General features: G+C 60.2%; 23 protein-coding genes and 1 pseudogene. 17 read left to right on the forward strand and 7 right to left on the reverse strand.

Annotated elements, in window-relative coordinates:
- The first annotated feature begins 21 nt into the window (after positions 1–21).
- The 14 genes and pseudogenes from ACK1VC_RS20020 (at position 22) to aroQ (ending at position 13394) form a co-directional block, all read left to right on the forward strand.
- Entirely contained in the window at positions 22–756 is a 735-nt protein-coding gene (locus ACK1VC_RS20020; protein WP_016486837.1) for an SDR family NAD(P)-dependent oxidoreductase, read from the forward strand.
- 14 nt (positions 757–770) lie between these two features.
- Positions 771–1544, forward strand: coding sequence for an SDR family NAD(P)-dependent oxidoreductase (locus ACK1VC_RS20025; protein WP_023049051.1), 774 nt, complete (start codon positions 771–773; stop codon positions 1542–1544).
- Positions 1545–1549: 5 nt separating this feature from the next.
- Positions 1550–2179 carry a nuclear transport factor 2 family protein gene (locus ACK1VC_RS20030; protein WP_016486839.1) on the forward strand — a complete coding sequence of 210 codons (630 nt, stop codon included), beginning with the start codon at positions 1550–1552 and terminating at the stop codon, positions 2177–2179.
- Positions 2180–2188: 9 nt separating this feature from the next.
- Entirely contained in the window at positions 2189–3262 is a 1074-nt protein-coding gene (locus tag ACK1VC_RS20035) for an alkene reductase (protein ID WP_016486840.1), read from the forward strand.
- Between the two features lie 25 nt (positions 3263–3287).
- Positions 3288–5153, forward strand: a complete 1866-nt coding sequence (locus ACK1VC_RS20040) for a long-chain-acyl-CoA synthetase (protein ID WP_016486841.1) — start codon at positions 3288–3290, stop codon at positions 5151–5153.
- On the forward strand, positions 5146–6234 hold the full coding sequence (locus ACK1VC_RS20045) for an MBL fold metallo-hydrolase (protein ID WP_016486842.1): 1089 nt from the start codon (positions 5146–5148) through the stop codon (positions 6232–6234). Before ACK1VC_RS20040 ends, ACK1VC_RS20045 begins: the two co-directional genes overlap by 8 nt.
- A gap of 71 nt (positions 6235–6305) precedes the next feature.
- Positions 6306–7982 carry a DUF1302 domain-containing protein gene (locus ACK1VC_RS20050; RefSeq protein WP_016486843.1) on the forward strand — a complete coding sequence of 559 codons (1677 nt, stop codon included), beginning with the start codon at positions 6306–6308 and terminating at the stop codon, positions 7980–7982.
- A gap of 139 nt (positions 7983–8121) precedes the next feature.
- Complete coding sequence (locus ACK1VC_RS20055; RefSeq protein ID WP_024717891.1) at positions 8122–9333, forward strand: thiolase family protein; 1212 nt, start codon at positions 8122–8124, stop codon at positions 9331–9333.
- A 5-nt stretch (positions 9334–9338) separates the two neighbouring features.
- On the forward strand, positions 9339–10286 hold the full coding sequence (locus ACK1VC_RS20060) for a bifunctional OB-fold nucleic acid binding domain-containing protein/MaoC family dehydratase (protein WP_095115429.1): 948 nt from the start codon (positions 9339–9341) through the stop codon (positions 10284–10286).
- 198 nt (positions 10287–10484) lie between these two features.
- Positions 10485–11390, forward strand: a complete 906-nt coding sequence (locus tag ACK1VC_RS20065; protein ID WP_191087715.1) for a VOC family protein — start codon at positions 10485–10487, stop codon at positions 11388–11390.
- On the forward strand, positions 11387–12262 hold the full coding sequence (locus ACK1VC_RS20070; protein ID WP_023049054.1) for a CoA transferase subunit A: 876 nt from the start codon (positions 11387–11389) through the stop codon (positions 12260–12262). The genes ACK1VC_RS20065 and ACK1VC_RS20070 overlap by 4 nt, the downstream gene beginning before the upstream one ends.
- Before the next feature lie 11 nt (positions 12263–12273).
- Positions 12274–12366: pseudogene (locus tag ACK1VC_RS20075) on the forward strand (ketoacid CoA transferase); the annotation flags it as partial.
- A gap of 26 nt (positions 12367–12392) precedes the next feature.
- Positions 12393–12902 (forward strand): MFS transporter, encoded by a 510-nt coding sequence (locus ACK1VC_RS20080; RefSeq protein WP_449118025.1) that lies wholly within the window; start codon positions 12393–12395, stop codon positions 12900–12902.
- 15 nt (positions 12903–12917) lie between these two features.
- Positions 12918–13394 carry a type II 3-dehydroquinate dehydratase gene (gene aroQ, locus ACK1VC_RS20085; protein WP_191087737.1) on the forward strand — a complete coding sequence of 159 codons (477 nt, stop codon included), beginning with the start codon at positions 12918–12920 and terminating at the stop codon, positions 13392–13394.
- Between the two features lie 81 nt (positions 13395–13475).
- Here the strand turns inward: aroQ and ACK1VC_RS20090 are convergent, their stop codons facing one another.
- The 5 genes from ACK1VC_RS20090 to ACK1VC_RS20110 all read right to left on the reverse strand — a co-directional run bounded on the left by ACK1VC_RS20090 (position 13476) and on the right by ACK1VC_RS20110 (position 17231).
- Positions 13476–13766: a c-type cytochrome gene (locus tag ACK1VC_RS20090; RefSeq protein ID WP_191087738.1), complete on the reverse strand. Its 291-nt coding sequence runs from the start codon at positions 13764–13766 to the stop codon at positions 13476–13478.
- Positions 13767–13787: 21 nt separating this feature from the next.
- Entirely contained in the window at positions 13788–14582 is a 795-nt protein-coding gene (gloB, locus tag ACK1VC_RS20095; RefSeq protein ID WP_191087739.1) for a hydroxyacylglutathione hydrolase, read from the reverse strand.
- Complete coding sequence (locus ACK1VC_RS20100; RefSeq protein ID WP_191087740.1) at positions 14579–16147, reverse strand: GMC family oxidoreductase; 1569 nt, start codon at positions 16145–16147, stop codon at positions 14579–14581. The genes gloB and ACK1VC_RS20100 overlap by 4 nt, the downstream gene beginning before the upstream one ends.
- Before the next feature lie 10 nt (positions 16148–16157).
- Complete coding sequence (locus ACK1VC_RS20105) at positions 16158–16718, reverse strand: tat pathway signal sequence (RefSeq protein ID WP_016486879.1); 561 nt, start codon at positions 16716–16718, stop codon at positions 16158–16160.
- 120 nt (positions 16719–16838) lie between these two features.
- Complete coding sequence (locus tag ACK1VC_RS20110) at positions 16839–17231, reverse strand: VOC family protein (RefSeq protein WP_016486880.1); 393 nt, start codon at positions 17229–17231, stop codon at positions 16839–16841.
- Between the two features lie 207 nt (positions 17232–17438).
- On the opposite strand from ACK1VC_RS20110, the gene ACK1VC_RS20115 reads away from it, so the two are divergent.
- Positions 17439–17741 carry a ribbon-helix-helix domain-containing protein gene (locus ACK1VC_RS20115; protein WP_016486881.1) on the forward strand — a complete coding sequence of 101 codons (303 nt, stop codon included), beginning with the start codon at positions 17439–17441 and terminating at the stop codon, positions 17739–17741.
- 248 nt (positions 17742–17989) lie between these two features.
- The gene (locus ACK1VC_RS20120; protein ID WP_096426067.1) at positions 17990–19060 is read left to right on the forward strand and encodes a transketolase-like TK C-terminal-containing protein; all 1071 of its coding nucleotides are present in this window, start codon (positions 17990–17992) and stop codon (positions 19058–19060) included.
- On the opposite strand, the gene ACK1VC_RS20125 is transcribed toward ACK1VC_RS20120, so the two are convergent.
- Positions 19057–19509 (reverse strand): MarR family winged helix-turn-helix transcriptional regulator, encoded by a 453-nt coding sequence (locus ACK1VC_RS20125; RefSeq protein WP_016486883.1) that lies wholly within the window; start codon positions 19507–19509, stop codon positions 19057–19059. The two genes, ACK1VC_RS20120 and ACK1VC_RS20125, sit on opposite strands and share 4 nt — an antisense overlap.
- A 126-nt stretch (positions 19510–19635) precedes the next feature.
- Here ACK1VC_RS20125 and aceE point away from each other — a divergent pair, with 126 nt between their 5' ends.
- Positions 19636–22305 carry a pyruvate dehydrogenase (acetyl-transferring), homodimeric type gene (gene aceE, locus ACK1VC_RS20130; RefSeq protein WP_191087741.1) on the forward strand — a complete coding sequence of 890 codons (2670 nt, stop codon included), beginning with the start codon at positions 19636–19638 and terminating at the stop codon, positions 22303–22305.
- Positions 22306–22444: 139 nt separating this feature from the next.
- Here aceE and ACK1VC_RS20135 read toward each other — a convergent pair whose 3' ends face one another.
- Positions 22445–22894: a GNAT family N-acetyltransferase gene (locus ACK1VC_RS20135; protein WP_016486885.1), complete on the reverse strand. Its 450-nt coding sequence runs from the start codon at positions 22892–22894 to the stop codon at positions 22445–22447.
- Positions 22895–22896: the final 2 nt, after the last annotated feature.

Here is a 22896-nt window from a genome sequence, read left to right on the forward strand (position 1 = left end):
AAGGCTTGCGGGAGATCAACGATGAAGTTAGCGAACAAAGTGGCCCTGATCACGGGCGCCGGGCAAGGCATGGGGCGGGCGATTGCCCAGCGCTTTGCCGAGGCCGGCGCGCGGGTGGTGGCGGTCGACATCAACCTGCAGGCTGCCGAGCAGACGATCGAAGGGCTCGGTGAGCACGCCCTGGCGCTGGCGTGCAACGTCGCCGACAGCGACTCGGTGGCGGCGGCGATGCACAGGCTGGAAGCCCGTTTCGGCGCCCTCGACATCCTGGTGAATAACGCCGGTGTCGGTTCAGTCGACAGCTTTGTCGACACCCCGGACGCGCATTGGCAGCGGGTCATTGGGGTCAACCTCACGGGCACCTTCCTGTGCAGCCGTGAAGCGGTGCGGCTGATGCAAAAGCACGCCATTCAGGGCGTGGTGATCAATATTTCCAGCACCGCCGCGATGACTGGCGAAGGTCCAAGCCATTACTGCGCGGCCAAAGCCGGCGTCATGGGGCTGACCCGCAGCATGGCGCGGGAGCTGGCCGCCAGCGGCATCCGCGTCAACACCTTGGTGCCCGGCCCGACCAACACACCGATGATGGCCGACATCCCCGATGAGTGGCTGCAGGGCATGCTCAAGGCAATCCCCTTAGGCCGTATGGGCGAGGTCGATGAGATCGCCCGCGCCGCCGTGTTTCTGGCCAGTTCCGACGCCAGCTTCATCACCGGTCAGAACCTCGCCGTCAACGGCGGCATGGCCTTCATTTGAACCGGGAGCAGGCAATGAGCACACGACTTCAAGGCAAGATCGCCTTCATTACCGGCGCCAGCTCCGGGATTGGTGCCGCCACCGCCCGACGCTTTGCCCAGGAGGGCGCCACCGTGGTGCTCTGCGGGCGTAATCAGGCGCCATTGGAAGCTGTGGCCAGCACCATTCGCGAAGCAGGTGGCAAGGCCCATTGGCAGGTCGTCGATGTCAGCGACGAGCAAGCCTTTGTCGGCGCAATCGAGGCCGCAGCGCAGCAGCATGGCCGCCTGGACATCCTGGTCAACAACGCCATGGCCTACACCTGGGGTGCCATCGACAGCACCAGCACGGGCGACTGGCACGCCAACTTCCGCACCACCGTGGACGGCACGTTCTGGGGCACGCGCACGGCCATGGCGCTGATGAAAGCCCAAGGCGGCGGCGCCATCGTCAACATCGCCTCGATCTGCGGGTTGTTTGGTACGCCCTGGATGGCCGGCTACTCGGCAGCCAAGGCCGCAGTGATCAACTTCAGCCGAGCTGCAGCCAGCGAAGGGGCGGCCAACAGGATTCGCTGCAACGTGGTGGTCCCGGGCGTCATCGAAACCCCGGCAACCGCGAGCATGCTGGCCGACGCCAAGGCCCGTGGCAACACCGAGAAACTGATCCCGCTGCGCCGTATCGGCCAGGCGCAGGAGGTAGCCAACGCGATTCTGTTCCTGGCAAGCGACGAAGCGTCCTATATCACCGGCGCGTGTGTGCCGGTGGATGGCGGGCGCAGCTCGGAACTCTACACGGTGCTGGAGTGATGAGCATGGAACCGAACACGTTGTTGGCACGCATCGACCGGCTTGAGTCGATTGAGGAAATTCGTCAATTGGCGGCCAAGTACTCGCTGTCGCTGGACATGCGCGACCTCGATGCCCATGTCAATCTGTTTGCCGAAGACATCCGCGTTGGCCGCGAAAAGACTGGCCGTGCGCATCTGAAAGCGTGGGTCGATGCCACCTTGCGCGATCAGTTCAGCGGTACCTCGCATCACCTGGGCCAGCACATCATCGAACTGCTTGACGCCGACAATGCTGTTGGCGTGGTGTATTCCAAGAACGAGCATGAGACCGGCCCCGAGTGGGTGACCATGCAAATGCTTTATTGGGATGACTACCAGCGCATCGATGGCCGCTGGTACTTCCGTCGCCGCCTGCCGTGCTACTGGTACGCCAGCGACCTCAACAAGCCGCCGATCGGCGAGCGAAAGATGCGCTGGCCAGGGCGTGAACCCTATGCCGGCAGCTTCCACGACCTGTTCCCGTCGTGGGCCGAGTTCTGGGCCCGGCGCCCGGACAAGGAGCAACTGCCTGATGTTGCCCCGGCCGCGCCCCTTGAGCACTTTCTAGCCACCCTGCGACGCGGTGCTGCGGCACCGAAGATTCGTGTGCGCTGAGGACTCGCGATGAGCATATTGTTTGAACCCCTGCGCCTGGGTGAGCTGGAGCTGAGCAACCGCATTGTCATGGCGCCGATGACCCGCAGCCGCGCCAGCGTACAGGCCGTGCCGACAGCTGAAATGGTCGACTATTACCGCCAGCGCGCCAGTGCCGGGCTGATCATTGCCGAAGGCACCGCACCGTCAGCCGAGGGGCTGGGCTATTGCCGCACACCGGCCATTTACGACAGCGCGCAGATCGAGGGTTGGCGCCAGATCACCCGCGCGGTGAGCAATGCCGGCGGGCGCATGGTGTTGCAGTTGATGCACGTGGGCCGCGCCGCCAGTTGGCAAAACAAACCGGCGGGGGCACGGACCGTCGCCCCATCGGCGATACGCGCCCGCACCCAGGTGTTCTGCGATGGGGCCGGCCTGGTCGATACCGATGAGCCTCAGGCGTTGAGCCTTGAGGACATTGACCGCGTGATCGAGCAATACCGGCGCGCAGCCCTGAACGCCCGCGAAGCCGGCTTCGAAGGGGTCGAGCTGCATTGCACCAGTGGTTACCTGCCGATGCAGTTCATGGCGTCCGGCAGCAACCAGCGCAGTGATGGCTATGGTGGCGCAGCAGCCAACCGTGTGCGTTTCCCGGCCCAGGTGTTGGCCGCGATGGCGGCGGCAATCGGCTCGGGGCGCGTAGGTTTTCGCTTGTGCCCGGGTAACCCTTACAACGACATCAGCGACGCTGACCCGGCCGGCACTGCACAAGCCTTGTGTGAGCAAGTCGAGCCGCTTGGCCTGGCTTACCTGCACATCATGCGCTCGCCGCTGGCCACACTGGATGCCTTTGCCTTGGCGCGCAGCCATAGCAGCAGCGGGTTGATCCTCAATGACGGTTTCGACGGGCCTTCGGCCGCTGCGGCAATAGAAGCTGGGCAGGGCGCCGCAGTGTCGTTCGCCCGCCACTTTATCGGCAACCCGGACCTGGTCGAACGCCTGCGTGCCGGCCTGCCCCTAGCCGGTTTCGACCGCAAGACACTCTATACGAAAGGATCGCCTGGCTATTCGGATTATCCGACCCACGCCCAGGCGACTGCATGAACAGCCGGTTTTATCGGAGGTAGGGATGAACAATTTCAATAACAACGCAAGCCTGCTGTCCAGTGTTGATCGCGGGGTTGTGCCCCGCGAACAAACCCAGGCCATCCTTGATCGCCGGGCCGAAGCTGCCGCGCGGATCAAACCTGCGGATCGCTATACCCTGGCGGATCGCCTCGAAGAACAGGCGCAACGCCACGGCGAGCGGCCTTTCGTCATTTATGGCGATCAGCGCTTGAGCTACGCCCAGGTCAACGCCCGGGCCGACCAACTGGCTCACGTATTTCATTCCCGTGGCCTGCGCCCCGGCGATGTCTGCGCGCTGGCCATGGAGAACCGCCCGGCGTTTTTCTGCTGCTGGTTTGGCCTGGTCAAGCTCGGTGTGGTGGTGGGCTTCGTCAATACCCAGGTCAGTGGCCGGCCGCTGGTGCACGCGCTGGAGGCAATCGACGCCAAAGCGATGCTCGTCGGCGAGGAAGTGCTGGGCAACGTTCTGGCAACCGAAGGCCTGCCGCCGCTGCCGCTGTTGCTGGTCGAAGAAGCCGAGCAAGCGTGGGCCGGGGCAATGCCTGCACAGGTTGACACCGGCCTGGCCGAAGCATTGGCCAATGCCCCGTGCACGCCATTCCCGCGTGACCTGCGTGCCGACCTGCGCGCCGAGTCGCCGAGCCTGCTGATCTTTACCTCGGGCACCACCGGTTTGCCGAAAGCCGCGCGTTACAGCCATATGCGCTGGATGTCGACGGGCGACATCATGGAAGTCACTCTGCAGACCACGCCCGGCGATGTGTTCTATTGCTGCCTGCCGCTGTACCACGGCGCAGCGGCCACTTCAGTGACGTCAACCGCGCTGAAAACAGGTGCGGCGATCGTGGTGCGGCGCAAGTTCAGCGTCCGCGAATTCTGGAAGGACGTGCGCGAGCACCGCATCAGCGTGTTCCAGTACATCGGCGAGATCTGCCGCTACCTGCTCAACCAGCCCAAGGCGGCCGGCGAACGCGACCATGGCCTGCGCTGCATGCTCGGCGCCGGGTTGACGCGCGAGACCTGGCAGAACTGGGTGCAGCGTTTCGGGCCGATCCAGGTGTTCGAGGGCTGGGGTTCTACCGAGTCCAATACCAACGTGGTCAACGTCGACAACTATGTGGGCGCCTGCGGGCGCATACCGTTCTGGGACAAGAGCAACCTGCGCCTGGTGCGCTATGACGTTGAAACCGACAGCCATCCACGCGACGAGCACGGTTTTTACCAGCTCTGCGAAGTGGGTGAAGTGGGTGAAGCCCTGGGCTTGATCATCGACCACCCGCAGATCGGCGGCGGCCGCTTCGAGGGTTACACCTCGGCCGAGGCAACCGACAGCAAGATCCGCCGCAATGTCTTGCGCCCAGGGGATGCCTATTGGAGTTCGGGCGACCTGCTGCGTTATGACGAAGACGGCTACCTGTACTTCATCGACCGCATCGGTGACACCTTTCGCTGGAAGAGCGAGAACGTCTCCACCCTGGAGGTGGCGGCTGCGCTGGGGGATTTTGCCGGGCTCGAGCTGATCAACATCTACGGTGTGCAGGTGCCCGGGCAAGAGGGGCGCGCCGGCATGGCGGCGGTGCTGATGCAGCCTGGCCAGCCATTTGACCCTGAAGCGTTCTATGCGCTGACCGAGGTGCGTTTGCCACGCTATGCGGCGCCGGTGTTCGTGCGGGTGTCAGCGGCGGCTGACCTGACCAGCACCTTCAAATTGCGCAAGGTCGACCTGCAGCGCCAGGGCTACGCGCCGACGGCGTTCAGCGACCCGCTGTTCATCCGTGACGAAAGCAGCCGCAGCTATGTGCCGTACAGCACCCACGTGCTAAGGCGCATTGGCCTGGCCGCTTTTGCGGGTGACGTCAGTGAGTAGCCTGGATGCCCAGGGGCACGAATGGCGCGCAGGCCTGCGCTTCCCCTGGCCGCAGCCACCAGCCAATGGCGAGGTTCAGCAGGTTGCCGAAGGGCTGTTGTGGCTGCGCATGCCGCTGCCGTTCGGGCTTGACCACATCAACCTGTACCTGCTGCGCCACGGCGAGGGCTGGGTGGCGGTCGATACCGGGCTCAACAACACGCAGACCCGCGACATCTGGGAAGCGCTGTTTGTGACGGTGTTGGGTGGTTTGCCGCTGCTGGCGGTGATCTGCACGCACTTTCACTCGGACCATGTCGGGGTGCTCGGCTGGTTGACCGAGCGCTTCCGCTGCCCGGTGTTCATGAGCGCCAGTGAATATCAGGCGATGCACCAGCTGCGCGCGCCAGGTGACACCAGCACTAGCTGGGCGTTTTACCAGCATTACCAGCGCGCAGGCTTCAACCAGGAACAGACCGCAGCATTGTTCCCGTTGCTGGGCTCCGCGCACTTTCGGCCAGAGGTGCCCACCAGTTTCCGGCGCCTGAGTGAAGGCACACAACTGGTGATAGGCGGGCGCCGTTGGCAGGTCCTGATCGGCCGCGGCCATTCGCCCGAACATGCCTGCCTGTACTGCGCCGAGGACGGCCTGTTGATTTCCGGTGACCAGGTGCTGCCGCGCATCACCTCCAGTGTCTGCGTGCAGGTCACCGAGCCCGATGCCGACCCATTGCGCGACTGGCTGGATTCGGTCGAGCGCTTGCGGGAGGTGCCCGATAGCGTGCTGGTGCTACCGGCGCATGAACGGCCGTTTTACAACCTGCATCTGCGCCTTGATCAACTGCGCGCGCACCACCTGGGGCACTTGCAGCAACTGTTGGCCGCCTGCACCGCGCCGCGCAGTGCCGTGGAGCTGATGGCCGAGCTGTTTCCGAAGGTGAAGGGGCGCTTCGATGAATTGATGGCGATTGGCGAGACCCTGGCGCATGTCAATTACCTGATTGCGCAGGGGCAACTGGTGCGTGAAGAAACAGCCGGCGTGTTCCGCTACGGGCGCACGCCCGAGGGTGTCAACGTTCAGTCGGTGCTAGGGCAGCTGTGAGTGGGCTGAGGCTAACGAGTGGTGTTCTTGCACTTTTGCGCGACCGTCAGGTCGTTAATCGGAGAGGCAGTGTGACTAATAAAAACAACAAATATGGTGCTGGCCCAGCTGTATCGGGTTTCGAATTATCGGGTCTGGTGGTGGCAACCGCATTGGTTTGCACACCCGCATGGTCTGGTGAAACGATCGAGTTCGACAACGGCACGACAATCGACTGGACGGTGACCACCAGCTACGGCCTGGGGGTTCGCCTGTCGAACCCGTCAAGCAAACTGTTGACACCCAACGCCGATGATGGCGATCGCAACTTCGACAAGGGCAGCCTGGTGACCAACCGGATCGGCGCCCTGGCCGAGATGATCGTGCGCAAGGACAACTACGGCGGGGTGCTGCGCGCCAGTACCTTCTACGATGATGTTTACCATCGTTCCAACGACAACGACTCACCGGGCACGGTCAACAAGGCTGGCGACCATAACGAGTTCACCAGCGACACCAAATATTACAGCGGCGGGCGCAGCAAGTTCCTCGATGCTTATGTGTTCAGCGGCTGGCGCTTTGACAATGGTTCGATGCTCGATGTGAAGGCCGGGCGCCATATCGAGTCGTGGGGCGAAAGCTTGTTCTACCCCGGCGTCAGTGGTGTACAGAACCCGTCCGATGCGGTCAAGGCCGCGCAGCCCGGGGTCGAGGTCAAGGAAGTGCTGTTGCCGGTCGGCCAGGTGTCGGCGTCGTATCGCTTGAACCCGCAGTGGACCTTGGGCGCTTACGTGCAATACGAATGGATGGGCACGGAATTGCCGCCGGTGGGCAGCTACCTGTCCACCAGCGATGTGGTCGGGCCAGGACGAGAATTTCTCATCGGGGCCAATGGTACGCGCATCAACTACCAGGGCACCGATGAACCGCGTGACAGCGGTCAGTGGGGGGCTCAGATACGCTTTCGACCCGTGCCCGCCCTGGAACTGTCATTGTTTCATGTCAATTATCATGACAAGAACCCAGCCACTGCCCTGGTGGGTTACCGGGCCGTCCCGGCCGGGCCAGGCGTGTTCTTCGGCACGCCAGATGGCTACCGCATTACCTACTTTGAAGACATTAAGCTGACCGGGATCAGTGCCTCGACCAAAATCGGCGAGACCCAGATCGGTGGCGAGTGGTCGTATCGCGACGGTGCTCCAGTGATGGTCAACACCGGCCTTGGCCCCACGCCTGCGCGTGGCAAGGGCCAGCAAATGCAATTGTCGGCGATCCGTATTCTGGGTGACCGGCCTTGGGCGAGCCAGACCTCGCTTACCGCCGAGATCGTGCATGTGCGTGTCGACAGCGTGGACGAAGCCTCGGCCGCGCCGAACCTGCTGGGTTTAGGCAACAGCCTGATTCCGTCCATGCGGCCGCTGGTGCAACCGTCCGACGACTACACCTACAAGACCTCGACTGGCTGGCGCAGCAAGACTGCCAGTGCCTACACCCTGGGTGCGTCTTTCAGCTACCCGGGCGTGTTCGAAGGCTGGGACCTGGAAGTGCCGGTGAACTTCTCCAACGTGTTCAGTGGTGCCACGCCGATGGCCGGGACCATCTCCGGGTTGCAGGGTGATCGCCGGTTGAGCCTGGGCGCCACCTTCAAGTACCTGGGCAACCTGGAAGTCGCCCTGCGGGTTACCGGCTACCTGGGCGACGCTGACCCGGTCAAGCGCCTGCTGGCAGACCGCGACTACGGTACATTCTCGGTCAAATACAGCTTCTGATTAGCGCGCCGGCGTCAGGTGTGAGTCAACCCTGACGCTGGCCGCTGTTCTAGTCAAAATGGACGATCACTCGCCACGGCACCTGTGGCATGGTCGCAAGACAAAAACCTCAAGCACACAGCCTTCGAGTGGGGGATACATGGGTCTTAAAGGTCATGCGGCGATTGTCGGCGCCGCGCAATACAAACCCGAGAAGTACGCCACAGCGCCGCGAATGTTCCATCTTGAGCAAGTGGCCGACCTGGCAGCGCAGGCGCTGCACGACGCCGGCTTGCGTGCCGACGACCTCGATGGCCTGGTGATCAATGGCCCGCACTTCCACGAAGCTTCGGTGTTCGTGCCGGCCATGGCCGCTGAATACCTGGGTTTGTCTGTTAATTTCGCCGAAGTGGTCGACCTTGGTGGTTGTACCGCAGTGGGTATGGTCTGGCGCGCGGCCGCGGCGATCGAGCTGGGCCTGTGCCAGGCGGTGCTGTGTGTGATGCCGGCGCGCCTGGCGCCGATGGGCCCCGACGAAGATCCCGGGGCAATGGCCCGCGCCATGCGTTACGGCGGTCACAGTACCGCCTTTGGCGCGCCAGAGGCGGAGTTCGATCTGCCTTACGGCCACATGGGCCAGAACACCGGCTACGCCATGATCGCCCAGCGCTACGCCGCGCAGTACGGTTACGACCCGGTGGCCATGGCCAAGATTGCCGTTGATCAACGTACCAATGCCTTGGCCAACCCCCAGGCGATGTTCCATGGCCAGCCGTTGACGATCGAGCAGGTGCTGGCGAGCAAGCGTGTGGCTGATCCTTTGCACGTACTCGAGATTGTCATGCCGGTGGCCGGTGGCGCGGCATTGATCATTGCCTCCAAAGAAGTGGCCGCACGTGCACGCAAGCGCCCGGCATTCATCACAGGCTTCGGTGAGCACCTGGCGTTCAAGTCACCTTCGTATGCCCAGAACATGCTCAACACCCCGATTGGGCCTGCTTCGCGCCGCGCCTTCGAGATGGCCAGGCTCAAACCGGGCGATGTCGATGCGGCGCAGATCTATGACTGTTACACCATTACCGCGTTGCTGACCCTGGAGGACGCCGGCTTCTGTGCCAAGGGTGAGGGCATGCAGTTTGTTCGCGAGCATGACCTGACCTGGCGCGGCGATTTCCCCATGAACACCCACGGTGGCCAGTTGAGTTTCGGCCAGGCCGGCGCTGCCGGGGGCATGTCACAGGTGATCGAGGCTGTCACGCAGATCACCGGTGAGGCGGGGGAGCGCCAGCTTGAACGCTGCGACGCTGTCTACGTGTCCGGCACCGGTGGCGTGATGAGTGAGCAGGCCGCGTTGATACTTCAGGGAGCATGACCCGCATGTCGAACAATAAGCCAATGCCGGTGCCGACTGAAATTTCCGCGCCGTTCTGGGAAGGCCTGAAGGCACAGCGCCTGTTGATACAACAGTGTAATGCTTGTGAACACTGGGTCTTCTACCCGCGCAGGCACTGCCCGCAGTGCCTGGCCCATGACCTGAGCTGGCGCGAAGTCAGTGGTAGCGCCACCCTGTACAGCTTCACCGTGGCACGCATTGCCACGTTGCCGGATTTTGCCGATGAGATGCCACAAAAGCTGGCCGTCATCGAACTGGACGAAGGCGTGCGAATCAACACCACCCTGGTGGGGCTTGAAGAGGATCAGATCCGCATCGGCATGCGGCTCAAACCGGTGTTTGCCGAAGTCGACGCCAAGGGTACGCGTTTACTGCGCTTTACCGGTCCGGACCAGGACAGCACGGCGCTACAGCGCTACAACGGCGTGCCTCAGGCGCAACCGCCGGAGCAGGGTGAAGCAGCATCTGTGCGCTTGGTCGCCATGGATGATGAGGTGGCACTGCAGAGCCTGGTCAATGAAACCTTCAGCCCCTGGAGCAACCAGATTGTCATCGATCAGGCACTGATCGATGCCTTCGCCGCGCTGTCGGGTGATGACTACTGGATTCACACCGATCCGCAGCGTGCACGCAAGGACAGCCCGTTTGGCGGCACCATTGCCCACGGCGCGCTGGTACAGGTGTTGCAGTCGCGGCTCAAGCTGGCGCTGGGTTATGAGATCACCGGTTTCAGCACCATGGTCAACTACGGCTCCGACCGCCTGCGCTTCCCGGCGCCGGTGCCGGCGGGCTCGCGGGTTCATGCACGGGCCAGGGTCAAGCAGGTGGCGCGGGTCAAGCGCGGCACCCAGTTGACCCTGGAGGTGAATACCCACGTCGTCGGCAGTGATCGGCCCTCGGTCATCAACGACCTGGTAATCCTGTACATGTAACCCCTCCGAAGGCGCGAGATTGCCCTGCGATGCGATGCGTTGTGCCTGCGCATCACTGTCGCGGGGCAAGCCTGTTTCCACCGCCTGCATTTCAGTACTCCCGATAGATCAACTGCTTAGTCTCAACGGACGATGAGCACCAGGCCTGCCCTCAGCACAATGAAGACCAACAACGGTCCAGTCATTGAGGAGCAGGGCATGATGGATATCCGGGGGCTGAGCTACTTTGTCGCTCAAATCGAAAACCTCAGTCAGTGGCAACGTTATGCCGAAGACGTGCTGGGCATGATGGTGGTGCCCGCGCCCAGTGGCGGACTGTACGTGAAGATGGACGATCGGCCGTTTCGCATGCTCATCGTCGAAGGCGCCAAGGCAGGGTACCTGGCCTCAGGCTGGGAGCTGGCCAGCGAGCGGGCATTCAACGCCGCATTGCAGGCACTGGAGCAAAACGGTGTGCGCTGGCAAGCAGGTTCTGCCGCCGAGATCGAGCAGCGTGGCGTACAGGCACTGGTGAGTGTCCTGGACCCCTCCGGCAACCGCCACGAGTTGAGCTGGGGGCACCGTTCCGATTGCCTGCCGTTCATTTCGCCGCAAGGCGTACCGGGTTTTGTCACCGGCGACATGGGCCTGGGCCATACCGTGCTGCCGGCCCCGGACTTTGACGCGACCCTGGCCTTCGTCAAGGACGTGCTGGGCTTCGAGCTGTCGGACATCTTCAACTTTCGCCCCGACCCGGCAGCACCGCCAATCCGCATTCACTTCCTGCATTGCCGCAACAGCCGCCATCACTCGCTGGCGCTGGCGGAGTACGCGGTGCCTTCAGGCTGCGTGCACGTGATGGTGGAAGTGGGTTCGATGACTGAAGTGGGCCGCGCCCATGACCGGCGCCTGGCCCATCACGTGCAGCTGTCGGCGACCCTCGGTCAGCACCTCAATGACCGGATGACCTCGTTTTACATGAAGACCCCGTCCGGCTTCGACCTGGAGTACGGCTATGGCGGCCTGCAAGTGGACTGGGCTGAGCACTCGGCCTTCGAATTTACCCGGGTAAGCCTGTGGGGGCATGACTTTTCCGTCGGCCAACAGCAAGGAGATGTGCAATGAACAAGCAAATGACGGCGGCCGATGCCGTGGCGCACCTGCGCGATGGCATGACCATCGGCTTCGGCGGCTGGGGGCCACGGCGCAAGCCGATGGCGGTTGTGCGCGAGATTCTGCGGTCCCCCGTCAAGGACCTGACCGTGGTCGCCTACGGTGGCCCGGAAGTGGGCATGCTGTGTGCGGCGGGCAAGGTCAAGAAGCTGGTGTTCGGCTTTGCCACCCTCGATGCCATTCCGCTGGAACCCTATTACCGCAAAGCCCGCGAAGCCGGTGGGCTGGAGTTGCTAGAGGTGGATGAAGGCATGTTCCAGTGGGGCCTGCGTGCAGCGGCCATGCGTTTGCCGTTTCTACCGACCCGCTGCGGCCTGGCCACCGATGTCACACGGTTGAACCCTGAACTTAAAACCATCCAGTCGCCGTATGACGACGGTGAAGTGCTGCTGGCCATGCCCGCCCTGAACCTGGACGTGGCGTTTGTCCACGTCAACGTCGCCGACCGCCTGGGCAACACCCTGGTGACCGGCCCAGACCCGTATTTCGACCACCTGTTCGCTCGCGCGGCCCAGCAGTGCTTCGTGTCTTGCGAGCAATTGCACGAACGACTGGAACTGACCACCGAACAGGCACGCTGCAACACCTTTGAGCGGTACCTGGTCAGTGGCGTGATCCATGCACCGTTCGGCGCCCACCCGACCGCCTGCCAGCCCGAGTATGGCTGGGACCTGAGCCACCTCAAACGCTATGCCGCCAGTGCCGGTGAAGAGGGCGGCTGGCAGGCCTATGTTGCGCAGTATGTGGCGGCCGGTGAGCGGGCTTATCAAGAGCAGAACGGCGGTGCCGAACGCATGGGCTCCCTGGCCCTGCCAGTATTCTGAGGAGGATGAAAATGTCGACTACCTGTGAATTCACCCTCGCGGAACTGATGATTGTCGCGGCCAGCGAAGCCTGGCGTGACAACGGCGAGCTGATCGCCTCGGGCTCGGTATGCCGCAGTCCATGGGGTTCATGTCCCTGATGGTGGCTAACGTCTGCGCGATTTTTGGCGCGCTGGCTGGCGGGTACCTCAGTGACCGGTGGGGACGCAAGAAAGCGCTCGCCTTCGGCTCATGCATGACCCTCGGGATTCTGCTGGTGTACTTCCCAATGCTGAACACGCAGCAACCCGCCATGATCATGGCCGCCATGGGACTGTTCCTTGGATTCACCCAGTTCCAGAGCGGGATCCAACCCGTTGCATTCGCCGAAGCATTCCCAACCAACGTGCGCTACACCGGCTCGGCCCTGGCTTATACCGGCGCCAACCTGCTGATTGGCGGCCCGATGCCTATCCTCGCCGTGTGGCTGATGAGTCAGACCGGCAATTCGCCATGGTTGCTCGTCGCGATATGCGCTGCGATCAACCTGGTGTCGCTTGCGATGATCCTGATAGGGCCAGAAACCCGCGGAATCGATCTCAGCAAGTCCGAACCAGCAGAGAACGTAACCTTCAGCAACTCCCCTCAATACCTCAAGTGAAAGCGGAGCCATACCATGAGTCGCGCAGTTTTTGTCCTGAATGGCCCCAACCTGAACATGTTGGGTCGCCGCGAGCCGGAAATTTACGGCACAACGACCCTGCAGCAGGTTCAGCAAAGCTGTGAGCAGCTTGCAAACGAGCTGGATCTGGTTTGCGAGTTTCGTCAAACGAACAGCGAAGCGGTGATGGTTGACTGGATCCAGGAGGCATTCGACAAGAACGCCGCAGTGATCATCAATCCGGCTGGCCTTTCGTTTAATTCAATCCCGGTGCTCGATGCGCTGAAATTGATCAAGGCGCCACTGGTGGAAGTCCACATTTCGAACATTCATGCCCGCGATGAGCTCCATCGACACTCGATCATGTCCACCGTGGCTAATGGCGTGATTGCAGGATTGGGGGTGGAGGGATATCTGCTGGCGCTTAGAGCAGTGTGTACACGGCTATACGAACGATGGCCAACAAGCCTTGCTGCCTCGGCCTCGCGCTGAAATCAAGCGTGTGACTGAAGCGCAAGACATCCATAGGAGCTCTTGAAATAACCGTTGTTAAATCAGAGCTCCTTTCGGTCATCAGCGGGACATCCAGCCTATCGTAGCCGCGAGGTCTTCGTCGCTACAGTCACTGCAGAGTCCACGTGGTGGCATGACACTCAATCCATTCACTACGTTTTTGAGCAGTACGTCTTGCCCTTGAGCCAGGCGTGGTTGCCATGCAGCGACATCACCTTTCTTAGGCGCGTTGGGGAGTTGACTGTTGTGGCACATGGCGCAGGTTTTCGCGAATACGGCCTCAGGCTCTTGGCCTGCCTGGGCAGAAGCAATCATGAAGGCTGTAGCGGCAATCAGCAGTGTTTTTCTCATGGATGATCTTCTTCTTGTTGTTCAAAAATTGTCTTTCCACTTGCGCATGGCAGCAAAGCATTCTTCGGCGGTTGTGATGGCCAGGCCCGCTTGGCGTTGGACAACCTCAACGATCTTCGCTTCCCGCACACGGAGGAACGGGTTAATTGCGCGTTCAACGCTAATGTAGGTAGGCAAAGTGCACTGCCCGCGATTGCGGATTTCGCTGACCTCAGCCAAGCGCTCGGCGATTTGCTGATTGCCTGGGTCGACAGCCAAAGCAAAGGGCAGGTTGGAGAGAGTGTACTCATGTGCGCAATACACCCGCGTCTGCTCTGGGAGCACGGCAAGGCGTTCGAGCGACGTCAGCATCTGCAGCGGCGTACCCTCGAAGAGGCGCCCACAGCCGGCGCTGAACAGCGTGTCCCCGCTAAACAGCACATCCTCATCAACCAGGTGGTAGGCCAAGTGCCCGCAAGTATGGCCAGGCACCCCGATCACGCGAATGGTTCGCCCCAGTACCTGGATTGAATCACCGTCCTTCAGTGGCCGATCCCTGGCAGGGATCGGCTCGTTTGCAGGGCCATGCACGCGCAGATCGAACGCAGACTTCAGTTTCTCGACACCGCCCACATGGTCGCTATGATGGTGAGTGATCAGCACATCGGTGAGCGCCCAGCCGGGATGCTCAGCCAACCAGGCTTGAACTGGCCCGGCATCACCTGGATCTACAACCGCACAGGCCTGGTTTGAGTGATCGAGCAGAAGCCAGATGTAGTTGTCGGTAAACGCCGTGATTGCGCAAATCTCCAGGCGGTTGTCGGCGATGGTATTCATGCCGCATGCGTCCTCAGAGCATCGGCAATGTACTCCGCCTGACGAATCGCCAGGCTGACGATCGTCAGGGTAGGGTTCTCGGCTGCGCTGGTGGTGAACTGACTGCCATCTGAAATGAACAGATTTGGAACTTCATGGCTTTGCCCGTATTTGTTGCAAACACCATCGGCTTCCTTGTGGCTCATACGACAAGTGCCCATGTTATGAGTCGAGGGGTAGGGTGGTACGCGGTGGGTCTTCAGTGCACCGACGGCCTCATAGACCGCGCTACCTTGCTGATAGGCGTGCTCGCGCATTGCAATATCGTTGGGGTGGTCGTCGTAGTGCACGTTGGCCACAGGAATGCCAAAGCGGTCTTTGACGTTGTCGCTCAGGGTAATGCGATTGGATTCCCGGGGCATGTCCTCACCGACCAGCCACATGCCAGCCAGATGCGTGTAGTTGTCCATGACGCGGGTGAAGTCGCGTCCCCAGGCGCCGGGGTTGAAGAACGCAGCCATGAAGGAAGGGCCAAGCGAGATGGTTTCCATTTCGTAGCCTCCGACAAAGCCCCTGTCGGGATTGAAGTGCACCTCGTCACCGATCAGGCCGGCCATGATGGTGCCGCGATAGAAATGCACAGGGTCCTTGAACTCTGCGAACACAGATCCGGTGGTATGGCGCATGTAGTGTTTACCGACCATCCCGGAGCCGTTGCCAATACCATGAGGGAACAATGTGCTGGTCGAATTAAGCAGTAGGCGAGGGGTTTCAATGGCATTGCCTGCGACCGCAACAAGTCGCGCTTTTTGGCGTTGCAGACGCCCTTGCGCATCTGCGTAGACCACACCGGTGGCTCGCCCTTTTGCATCGTGCTCGATCTTTACTGCGTGCGCCTGCGTACGGAGCTCGAGCTTGCCTGTGGCCTCCGCTGCCGGGATCTCGGTGTACAGCGTTGACCACTTTGCCCCCATCTTGCAGCCCTGGAAGCAAAAGCCAAGTTGCATGCACTGAGCGCGTCCTGCGCGGACACGGCTGTTGATCGCCATGTGGCCGGTACTGCACTTTTTGTAGCCAAGCTTGCGAGCACCGTTGTACATCACCTGAAAATTGTTGTTCCCCGGTAGCCCAGGAATGTCGTTGGTGCGCGTCACGCCCATCTTGTCTTCGGCCCTTGCATAGAAGGGCTCCAGTTCAGCGAGCGTCAATGGCCAGTCGAGCAGGTTCGCATCCTTGATGTCGCCATAGGTCTGCCGCGCTCGGAATTCATGCTCCTGGAATCGAAGGCTGGCACCTGCCCAGTGAGTGGTAGTTCCACCCACCGTTTTGCAGATCCAGGCGGGGAGGTTCGGGAAGTCCTTGGCGATCTGCCAAGAGCCCGAGGTAGTACGGGTATCGCCCCAGGACAATTGCTCGAACGAGGGCCATTCGTCATTGATGAAAGTGGCAGAGGACTGGCGCTGGCCAGCCTCCAGCAGGACGACTGGAATACCCTTCTGGCACAGTTCATTGGCCAGTGTTCCACCACCCGCACCAGAGCCGATGATCACCACTACCGAGTCATCGTCGAAATTGAATGTGGTCATGTACGCATCCTCAGGAAAAGGCGGATGGGCTGGCTTCGGTAGGGGCGGCAGGTAGCCACTTCAAGTCGTTGAAGCCGCGCATCAGGTAACCGCCTTTGGGGAAAGAGGCACCTTCGTAGCCGAAGTGCTGGTAGGCGAGTTCGTTGCTGTACAGGGCATTGACCGAGACTGACCTGACCAAAGTGAAAAACGGGGTGGTCTGGATGGACTCGAGCACGGCCAATTGGCGCGGCTCATCCAGATTCAGCCAGGCGCCATCAGCTGACTTGTCCAGCTCGTTCAGACCTTGTTCAAGCAGGGGAAGAATGGATGGGTCTGTCACGGCGCGGTCGTCCAAGGCTTTGATCGCAAAGGCGTACACAGCGTCTTCCATCTGATCGTGAGGGTAGATCCGGCGCACTATAACCATCAGTCGTGCGGCTTGATCGTTGTTCAGCATTTTCATCTCAAGCGCCCAGGTTGTACTGGGGGCGAGCAGGGCGATGGGGCCGGAGGTGAAAAGCAACGTGCCCAAGAGAATTCCGCCGCTGCCTTTCAGAAAGCTACGGCGGCTGGCTTGTATATCCTGCATGCTGTTCTCCTTGTTGTTTTTATTAGGAGCCTGACATCACGGGTGCTGCTTTGTTGGGGATTGGCGTTTGCCGCGCAATATTGATAGACGACGCCCAGGCGTCTGATGCGTGTGGCTGCGTTACTGATAGTGGCCGGCGCGCTGCAACACCTCGATCTTGTAGCCATCCGGGTCCTGGATGAAGAAGAAGCGAGCGAGCAGCGCTTCACCACGCTTGAATTCCTTGATGGCGGCAGGAGAGAGCCCCATTTCGCTCAAGCGAGCGTGATGGTGATCGAGATCTTCTACTGCGAAGGCGACATGGCCATACCCACTGCCGTGGGTGTAGCCGTCTTGGCCCTTGTTCCAGGTCAGTTCGATTTCGGCGCCGCTTTGCCGGTCGCGTAGGTAGACGAGCGAGAAGTCGTCGAACTCAAGGCGGTGGGATTCCTGCAGATCGAATGCTTGTCCGTAGAAACGCATGGAGGCATCCAGGTCACCTACACGGATCATGGTGTGAAGGAATTTCGGCATGATCAGGCTTTCCTGTGGTGTTGTTATGCACTCAGGATGGCAGTATGAGAAATTGATGGGTAATAAGTGGCTATTACGTGCGCCCCAAAAGCACAATGGACATGTGTAATAGCGGTGTATTACCCATATGCTGCTTTGGGGCGGTACCTTCAGGCGTGGGCGTATGCCCTCGACGTGACTTAGCCAGGTAAAGCCAGCGGAGGCACCATGTGTGAGCTGTATGTGAAGGCAGACCCGATCCTTTATGAATCGCGCTCGCGCTCCTTGCGCATCCGGGGCGTGGTCACCACCCTGCGTCTGGAAAACCAGTTCTGGGACATCCTGACCGAGATTGCTGCAGCGGACAGTGTCAGCACCAATCAGCTCATCGCCAAGCTGTACGAGGAGGTCATGGACTACCGCGGAGAAGTGGTGAATTTTGCCTCGTTCCTGAGGGTAAGCTGCACCCGCTACCTCAGCCAAAGGCAGGTGACCAATAGGGTGGTGCCACTGTCAATCGCAGCGGGGTAAGCCTGTTGCCCTGTGGAGCTGTGCTGCCATGTTTCCATCGCCGGTAACCGAATGGCCACAGCACATAAACTGATATTGAAATCGGTAGGCTGATCTACCTATCCGCAACGGCGTCTTCGGGCGCCGTTTTCTTCGCCCTCATTCTTGGTTCCTCAATTCAGGCCTAGCTCATAGGATCCATCCTTTCTGGTTGCATTTGCAACTAGCTTGGATTATCCCTATTGCACACCGCATGAGGAGTTTCATGGATGGACAACCTTCGCTTACAGCGTACCCCTGACACCATATCGGCCGCACAGGCCTGCATTCGCCACATCGAACGAGGCTACAAAGAAAGGGAAGGGGCGCCGGGCTCACCCCTGGGAACTGCTGTCGATATTCTCAAGCGACTTGAGACCGGCTCCAGCACCCGCGGGCAGTTTGGTTTGATCAATGATCGGATAAGCGAGCAGTTGAGCACCACGGCGATCAGCGCCTGGCCCCTTTGGTTTAGCGAGCAGTCACGTGCCGCCGAGCGCCCGCTGTTTTACATGACTCAGTCACCGACATCCGCCCAAATGTCGATGCTAACCGCCCAGGTTGCTGAGCGAGGCATCATCCTCAACGACATCGAGTCTTCGCAGTCCCGTTGGGCGAAAGGAGCGCATCCCTGGTTACCCTTGTGGTTGGCATCCAATCGCCGATGCATACCTTTCGACCCCGCGTGTGGAGATGAAGTCAAAGCTATTTGTATTGGGGCGTTGCAAGCGTTGTACGTGGAGGGAGCTCCTGGTTTTTGCTACATGACTTTGCATGACGAACCAGGGGAAGGGCGGGTATGTGATCGCTCGCAGGCTTACCTGGGAATGTATCGTTTGTCTGAGGGTGTCGACGAAGAAGTATCTGTTCGGCTGCTAGGTGCTGGGTCGATGCTTAGCGAGGTATGTGCAGCCGCCGAGCTGCTGCGAGCGGAGTGGGGGATCAAAGCCGAGGTATGGAGTTGCCCGAGCTATACCAGACTTGCCCGGGACGCAGAAAGGCGAGCTCGTCTTCAACGGTTGCGTAGAGAAGAGAACCTGCCCAACTGCCATCTTCAACTCTGTCTTGGCACGGCAGACACGCCTGTCATCGCGGTGACGGGGTACGATGAATTCGTGGCTGCGCAACTTGCTGCACATGTCACTGCGCCGTTCACGGCTTTGGGTGCGGATAGCCTGGAGCCTAGCCAACGCCTCAATCGTCATTGGGTAGTGTTGACCGCACTGCGCGCCTTGGTTCGCCGGGGCGTAGCCGACAGTTCTTGGGTAAGCGGGGCAGTCAGGCGTTACCGACTGGACTAATTAGCACGCCTGTTAGTGCGGGCGTTACGGCTCGCACTTTCCAGGGCTAGCGCAAACGACCTCTGTTGCTCATCACTGAACTCCGCCAGAAAAAGCTCCTCGACGGACTGTTTGTAAACCGTCCACATCCGCTTGCGAAGATCGCGACCGCTGTCGGTGATGCGAGCGATCGCACCTCGGCCGTCATCTGCCGCTTTTTTCCGCACTACCAGTCCATCCTTTTCCAGGCGATCAACCAGGCGGGTAAGGTTGTAACGCTCGATGGCCATCACGTCGGCCAGTTCATGCATGCGACGGGCACCATCCTCCCCACTTTCGATTCCCCACAGCGCGTCGTACCAGGCATAGGGCGGCAGGTTCTCTTCAGCCAGGCGACGTTCGATTTCCCGGATGAGGCAGCGATGCGCACGAATGAAGTTGTACCAGAGGTCTGGCGTGGGGGTGGTCATGACGTCTCCAGAACGAGGTTGTTATTGCAGTTGCAATCATAGCTCGATTGACGATAGATTCAATTGCAAATGCAACAAGGTGCTGGTTGAACAACGACCAGCCGAGCCACACAAGGAGAGTTATCGATGGCGCACAGCTACCCGCTTCGCGATGAAGATCCACAAGAGACCCGCGAATGGATTGACTCGATTGCTTCGGTCGTTGAAGTGGAGGGGCGGCCCCGGGCGCACTTCCTGATCGACCAGCTTCTCGACTTTGACGTTTCTGTACACGGAGATTTCCATGGTCGAGTGACCACGCCTTACGTGAATAGCATTGCACCGGAGCGCGAGTTGCCCTACCCGGGAGATCTCGACATTGAGAAGCGCCTCAATGCCTATATCCGCTGGAACGCACTCACCATGGTGCTCCGCGCAGGCAAGCATTCAGGCGTGGGTGGGCACATCGCGACCTATGCCTCGGCGGCGGTACTCTACGACGTTGGCTTTGACCATTTCTTCCGAGGGCGTACCGAGCGCTTCGCGGGCGATATGGTGTACATCCAGGGGCATTCGGCGCCCGGCATTTATGGCCGTGCTTACACCGAGGGCCGGCTGACCGAAGAACAGCTGGACAACTTCCGTCGTGAAACTGATCGTGACGGCGTCTCTTCTTACCCTCATCCGCGCCTGATGCCAGAGTTCTGGCAGTTCCCCACGGTCTCTATGGGCCTGGGGCCCATTACGGCCGCCTATCAGGCGCGCTTTATGCGATACCTTGAAAACCGTGGACTGAAGGAACATCAGGGCCGTAAAGTCTGGGCGTTCCTGGGCGATGGCGAGATGGATCAACCCGAATCGCTGGCGGCGATCTCCCTGGCCGGGCGGGAGAAGCTCGACAACATTATCTTCGTGGTCAACTGCAACCTGCAGCGTCTGGATGGGCCTGTTCGCGGTAACGGAAAGGTGATCCAGGAGTTTGAGAGCCTTTATCGCGCCGCTGGATGGAACGTCATCAAGGTGATCTGGGGAAGTGGCTGGGACGCCTTGCTGGCCAAGGACAAGACCGGGCTGCTTCGTCAGCGCATGATGGAGTGCGTCGACGGTGAGTATCAGACCTACAAGTCCCAGAACGGTGCCTATGTGCGTGAGCACTTTTTCGGCAAGTACCCGGAGCTGCTGGACCTGGTCAGCGACATCAGCGACGAGCAGATCTGGAAGCTTGCACGTGGTGGCCATGATCCAGTCAAGGTCTATAACGCTTACGCAGCAGCAACCCGCCAAAAGGGTCGTCCCACTGTCATCCTGGCCAAAACGGTCAAAGGCTTCGGGATGGGTGAAGCGGGTGAAGGGCAGAACATCAATCATCAACTCAAGAAGATGGGCGCAGAGGCAGTGAAAGCCTTCAGTGATCGCTTCGGCCTGGCGTTGAGTGACGATCAGCTCGGCGAGTTGCCCTACTTGCGGCCCGACGAAGCAAGTGCGGAAGCGCGGTATCTGAAAGGGCGCCGCGAAAGTTTGGGTGGTTATGTTCCGGCTCGTTATGCACAGGTTGAGTCGTTGCAGATTCCGCCGCTGTCCGCATTAGAAGGACAGCTCAAAGGCACCGGCGACCGTTCCATTTCAACGACCATGGCGTTCGTGCGGATCCTCAGCACGCTGCTGAAAGATCCGAACATCGGCAAGCTAGTCGTCCCCATCGTGCCCGACGAATCACGCACCTTCGGTATGGAGAGTCTGTTCCGGCAGATTGGTATCCACTCCCATGTCGGTCAGCTCTACATACCTCAGGATGCCGGCACGTTGTCCTACTACAAGGAGAGTGCGGACGGGCAGATCATGCAGGAGGGCTTGAACGAATCCGGTGCCACTTCATCCTGGATAGCGGCTAGTACCTCGTACGCCAACCACGGTGTGATGACCCTACCGTTCTATATCTTCTACTCGATGTTCGGCTTCCAGCGCGTGGGCGACTTGCTGTGGGCGGCCGGCGATGCCCGTGCACGAGGTTTCTTGCTTGGTGCAACTTCAGGGCGCACCACGCTGATGGGCGAGGGCCTTCAACACGACGATGGCCACAGCCATGTGATGTCGGCTACTGTGCCGTGCTGTATTTCCTACGACCCGACATACGCCTACGAGCTGGCTGTGATCGTGCATGACGGCATGCGCCGCATGTATGTCGAGCAGGAAGACATCTATTACTACATCACCGTACTCAACGAGAACTACCCTCATCCCGACATGCCGGAAGGTGTGGAGGAGGGGATTCTCAAAGGGCTGTATCGACTGCCACTTGAGCGAGAGGTCAAGAAGGATCTGCATGTCCAGCTCATGGGCAGCGGTGCTCTCTTGCCGGAGGTCATCGCCGCTGCGCAGATCCTGGAGCGTGATTATGGCGTGAGCAGCGAAGTCTGGAGTGCCACCAGCCTGACCGAAGTGCGTCGTGAGGCACAGCAGGTTGAGCGTTGGAATCTTCTGCACCCCTTGGAAGTTCCGAAAGTTCCTTACCTGACCCAATTGCTGGACGGTCACGCTGGGCCGGTAGTGGTCTCCACCGACTATATGAAAATCCACGCCGACCAAATCCGCCCCTGGGTCGGAAATCGCCGCTTCGTCGCACTGGGCACCGATGGCTTCGGACAATCAGATACCCGCGAGGCGCTGCGTCGACATTTTGAAGTTGATCGGCAGTTCGTCGTGTTGGCTGCATTGAAGGCCCTGGCCGACGACGGTGTGCTTGGTCGTGATGTCGTGGCTAAAGCGCTAGCTGAGATGCAGATTGATGGTGAGAAGGTAGATCCAATCAGCGTCTGATCCGAGCGGACAAGGAGGTGATTGGCATCAGCTCCTTGTCTAGTTTTTTAACGAAGATGTGATAGCGAATTGAGTGGAAAGCCCCAAAGCCCCGTATTTCCTAGGCAAAACCGAGAGGGTTAAATAGCCTGGGCTAATCCTACAGCCGCTTCTCCATTATGATGGTGCGCTCCGCCACATGAAACGCGTCGCGGATTTTCTGATAACCCAACGCGGTATAAAACTTTTCAGCTGTAATCGACGATGGCACACGTACAGCTTCAATTCCGGCGCTGGCAGCGGTTGTATGAATTACATCCATCAAGTGCCGCCCGATACCGCCTTTCTGGTGAGCTGGGTCAACAAAAACACTTCTGACGACATCACCGTCGAGACCGGCAGTGCCAATAATGTTTTCGCCCAATAAGGCAACGAAGACCCTACGCTTCGTAAGCTGCGTGGTGATGGCTTCAGGAGAAAAGCTCTGCTCAACCTGAGCGATCACGTCAAGTGCATAGTCCTTTGAATTTGACTCACGCAGGGCGGCTATAACTACGCGGCTTATTGCTGCGGCATCTCTGCTCGTAGCGGGACGAACGTGGCATTCCATGC

The sequence above is a fragment of the Pseudomonas sp. XP2 genome, from assembly GCF_053557975.1.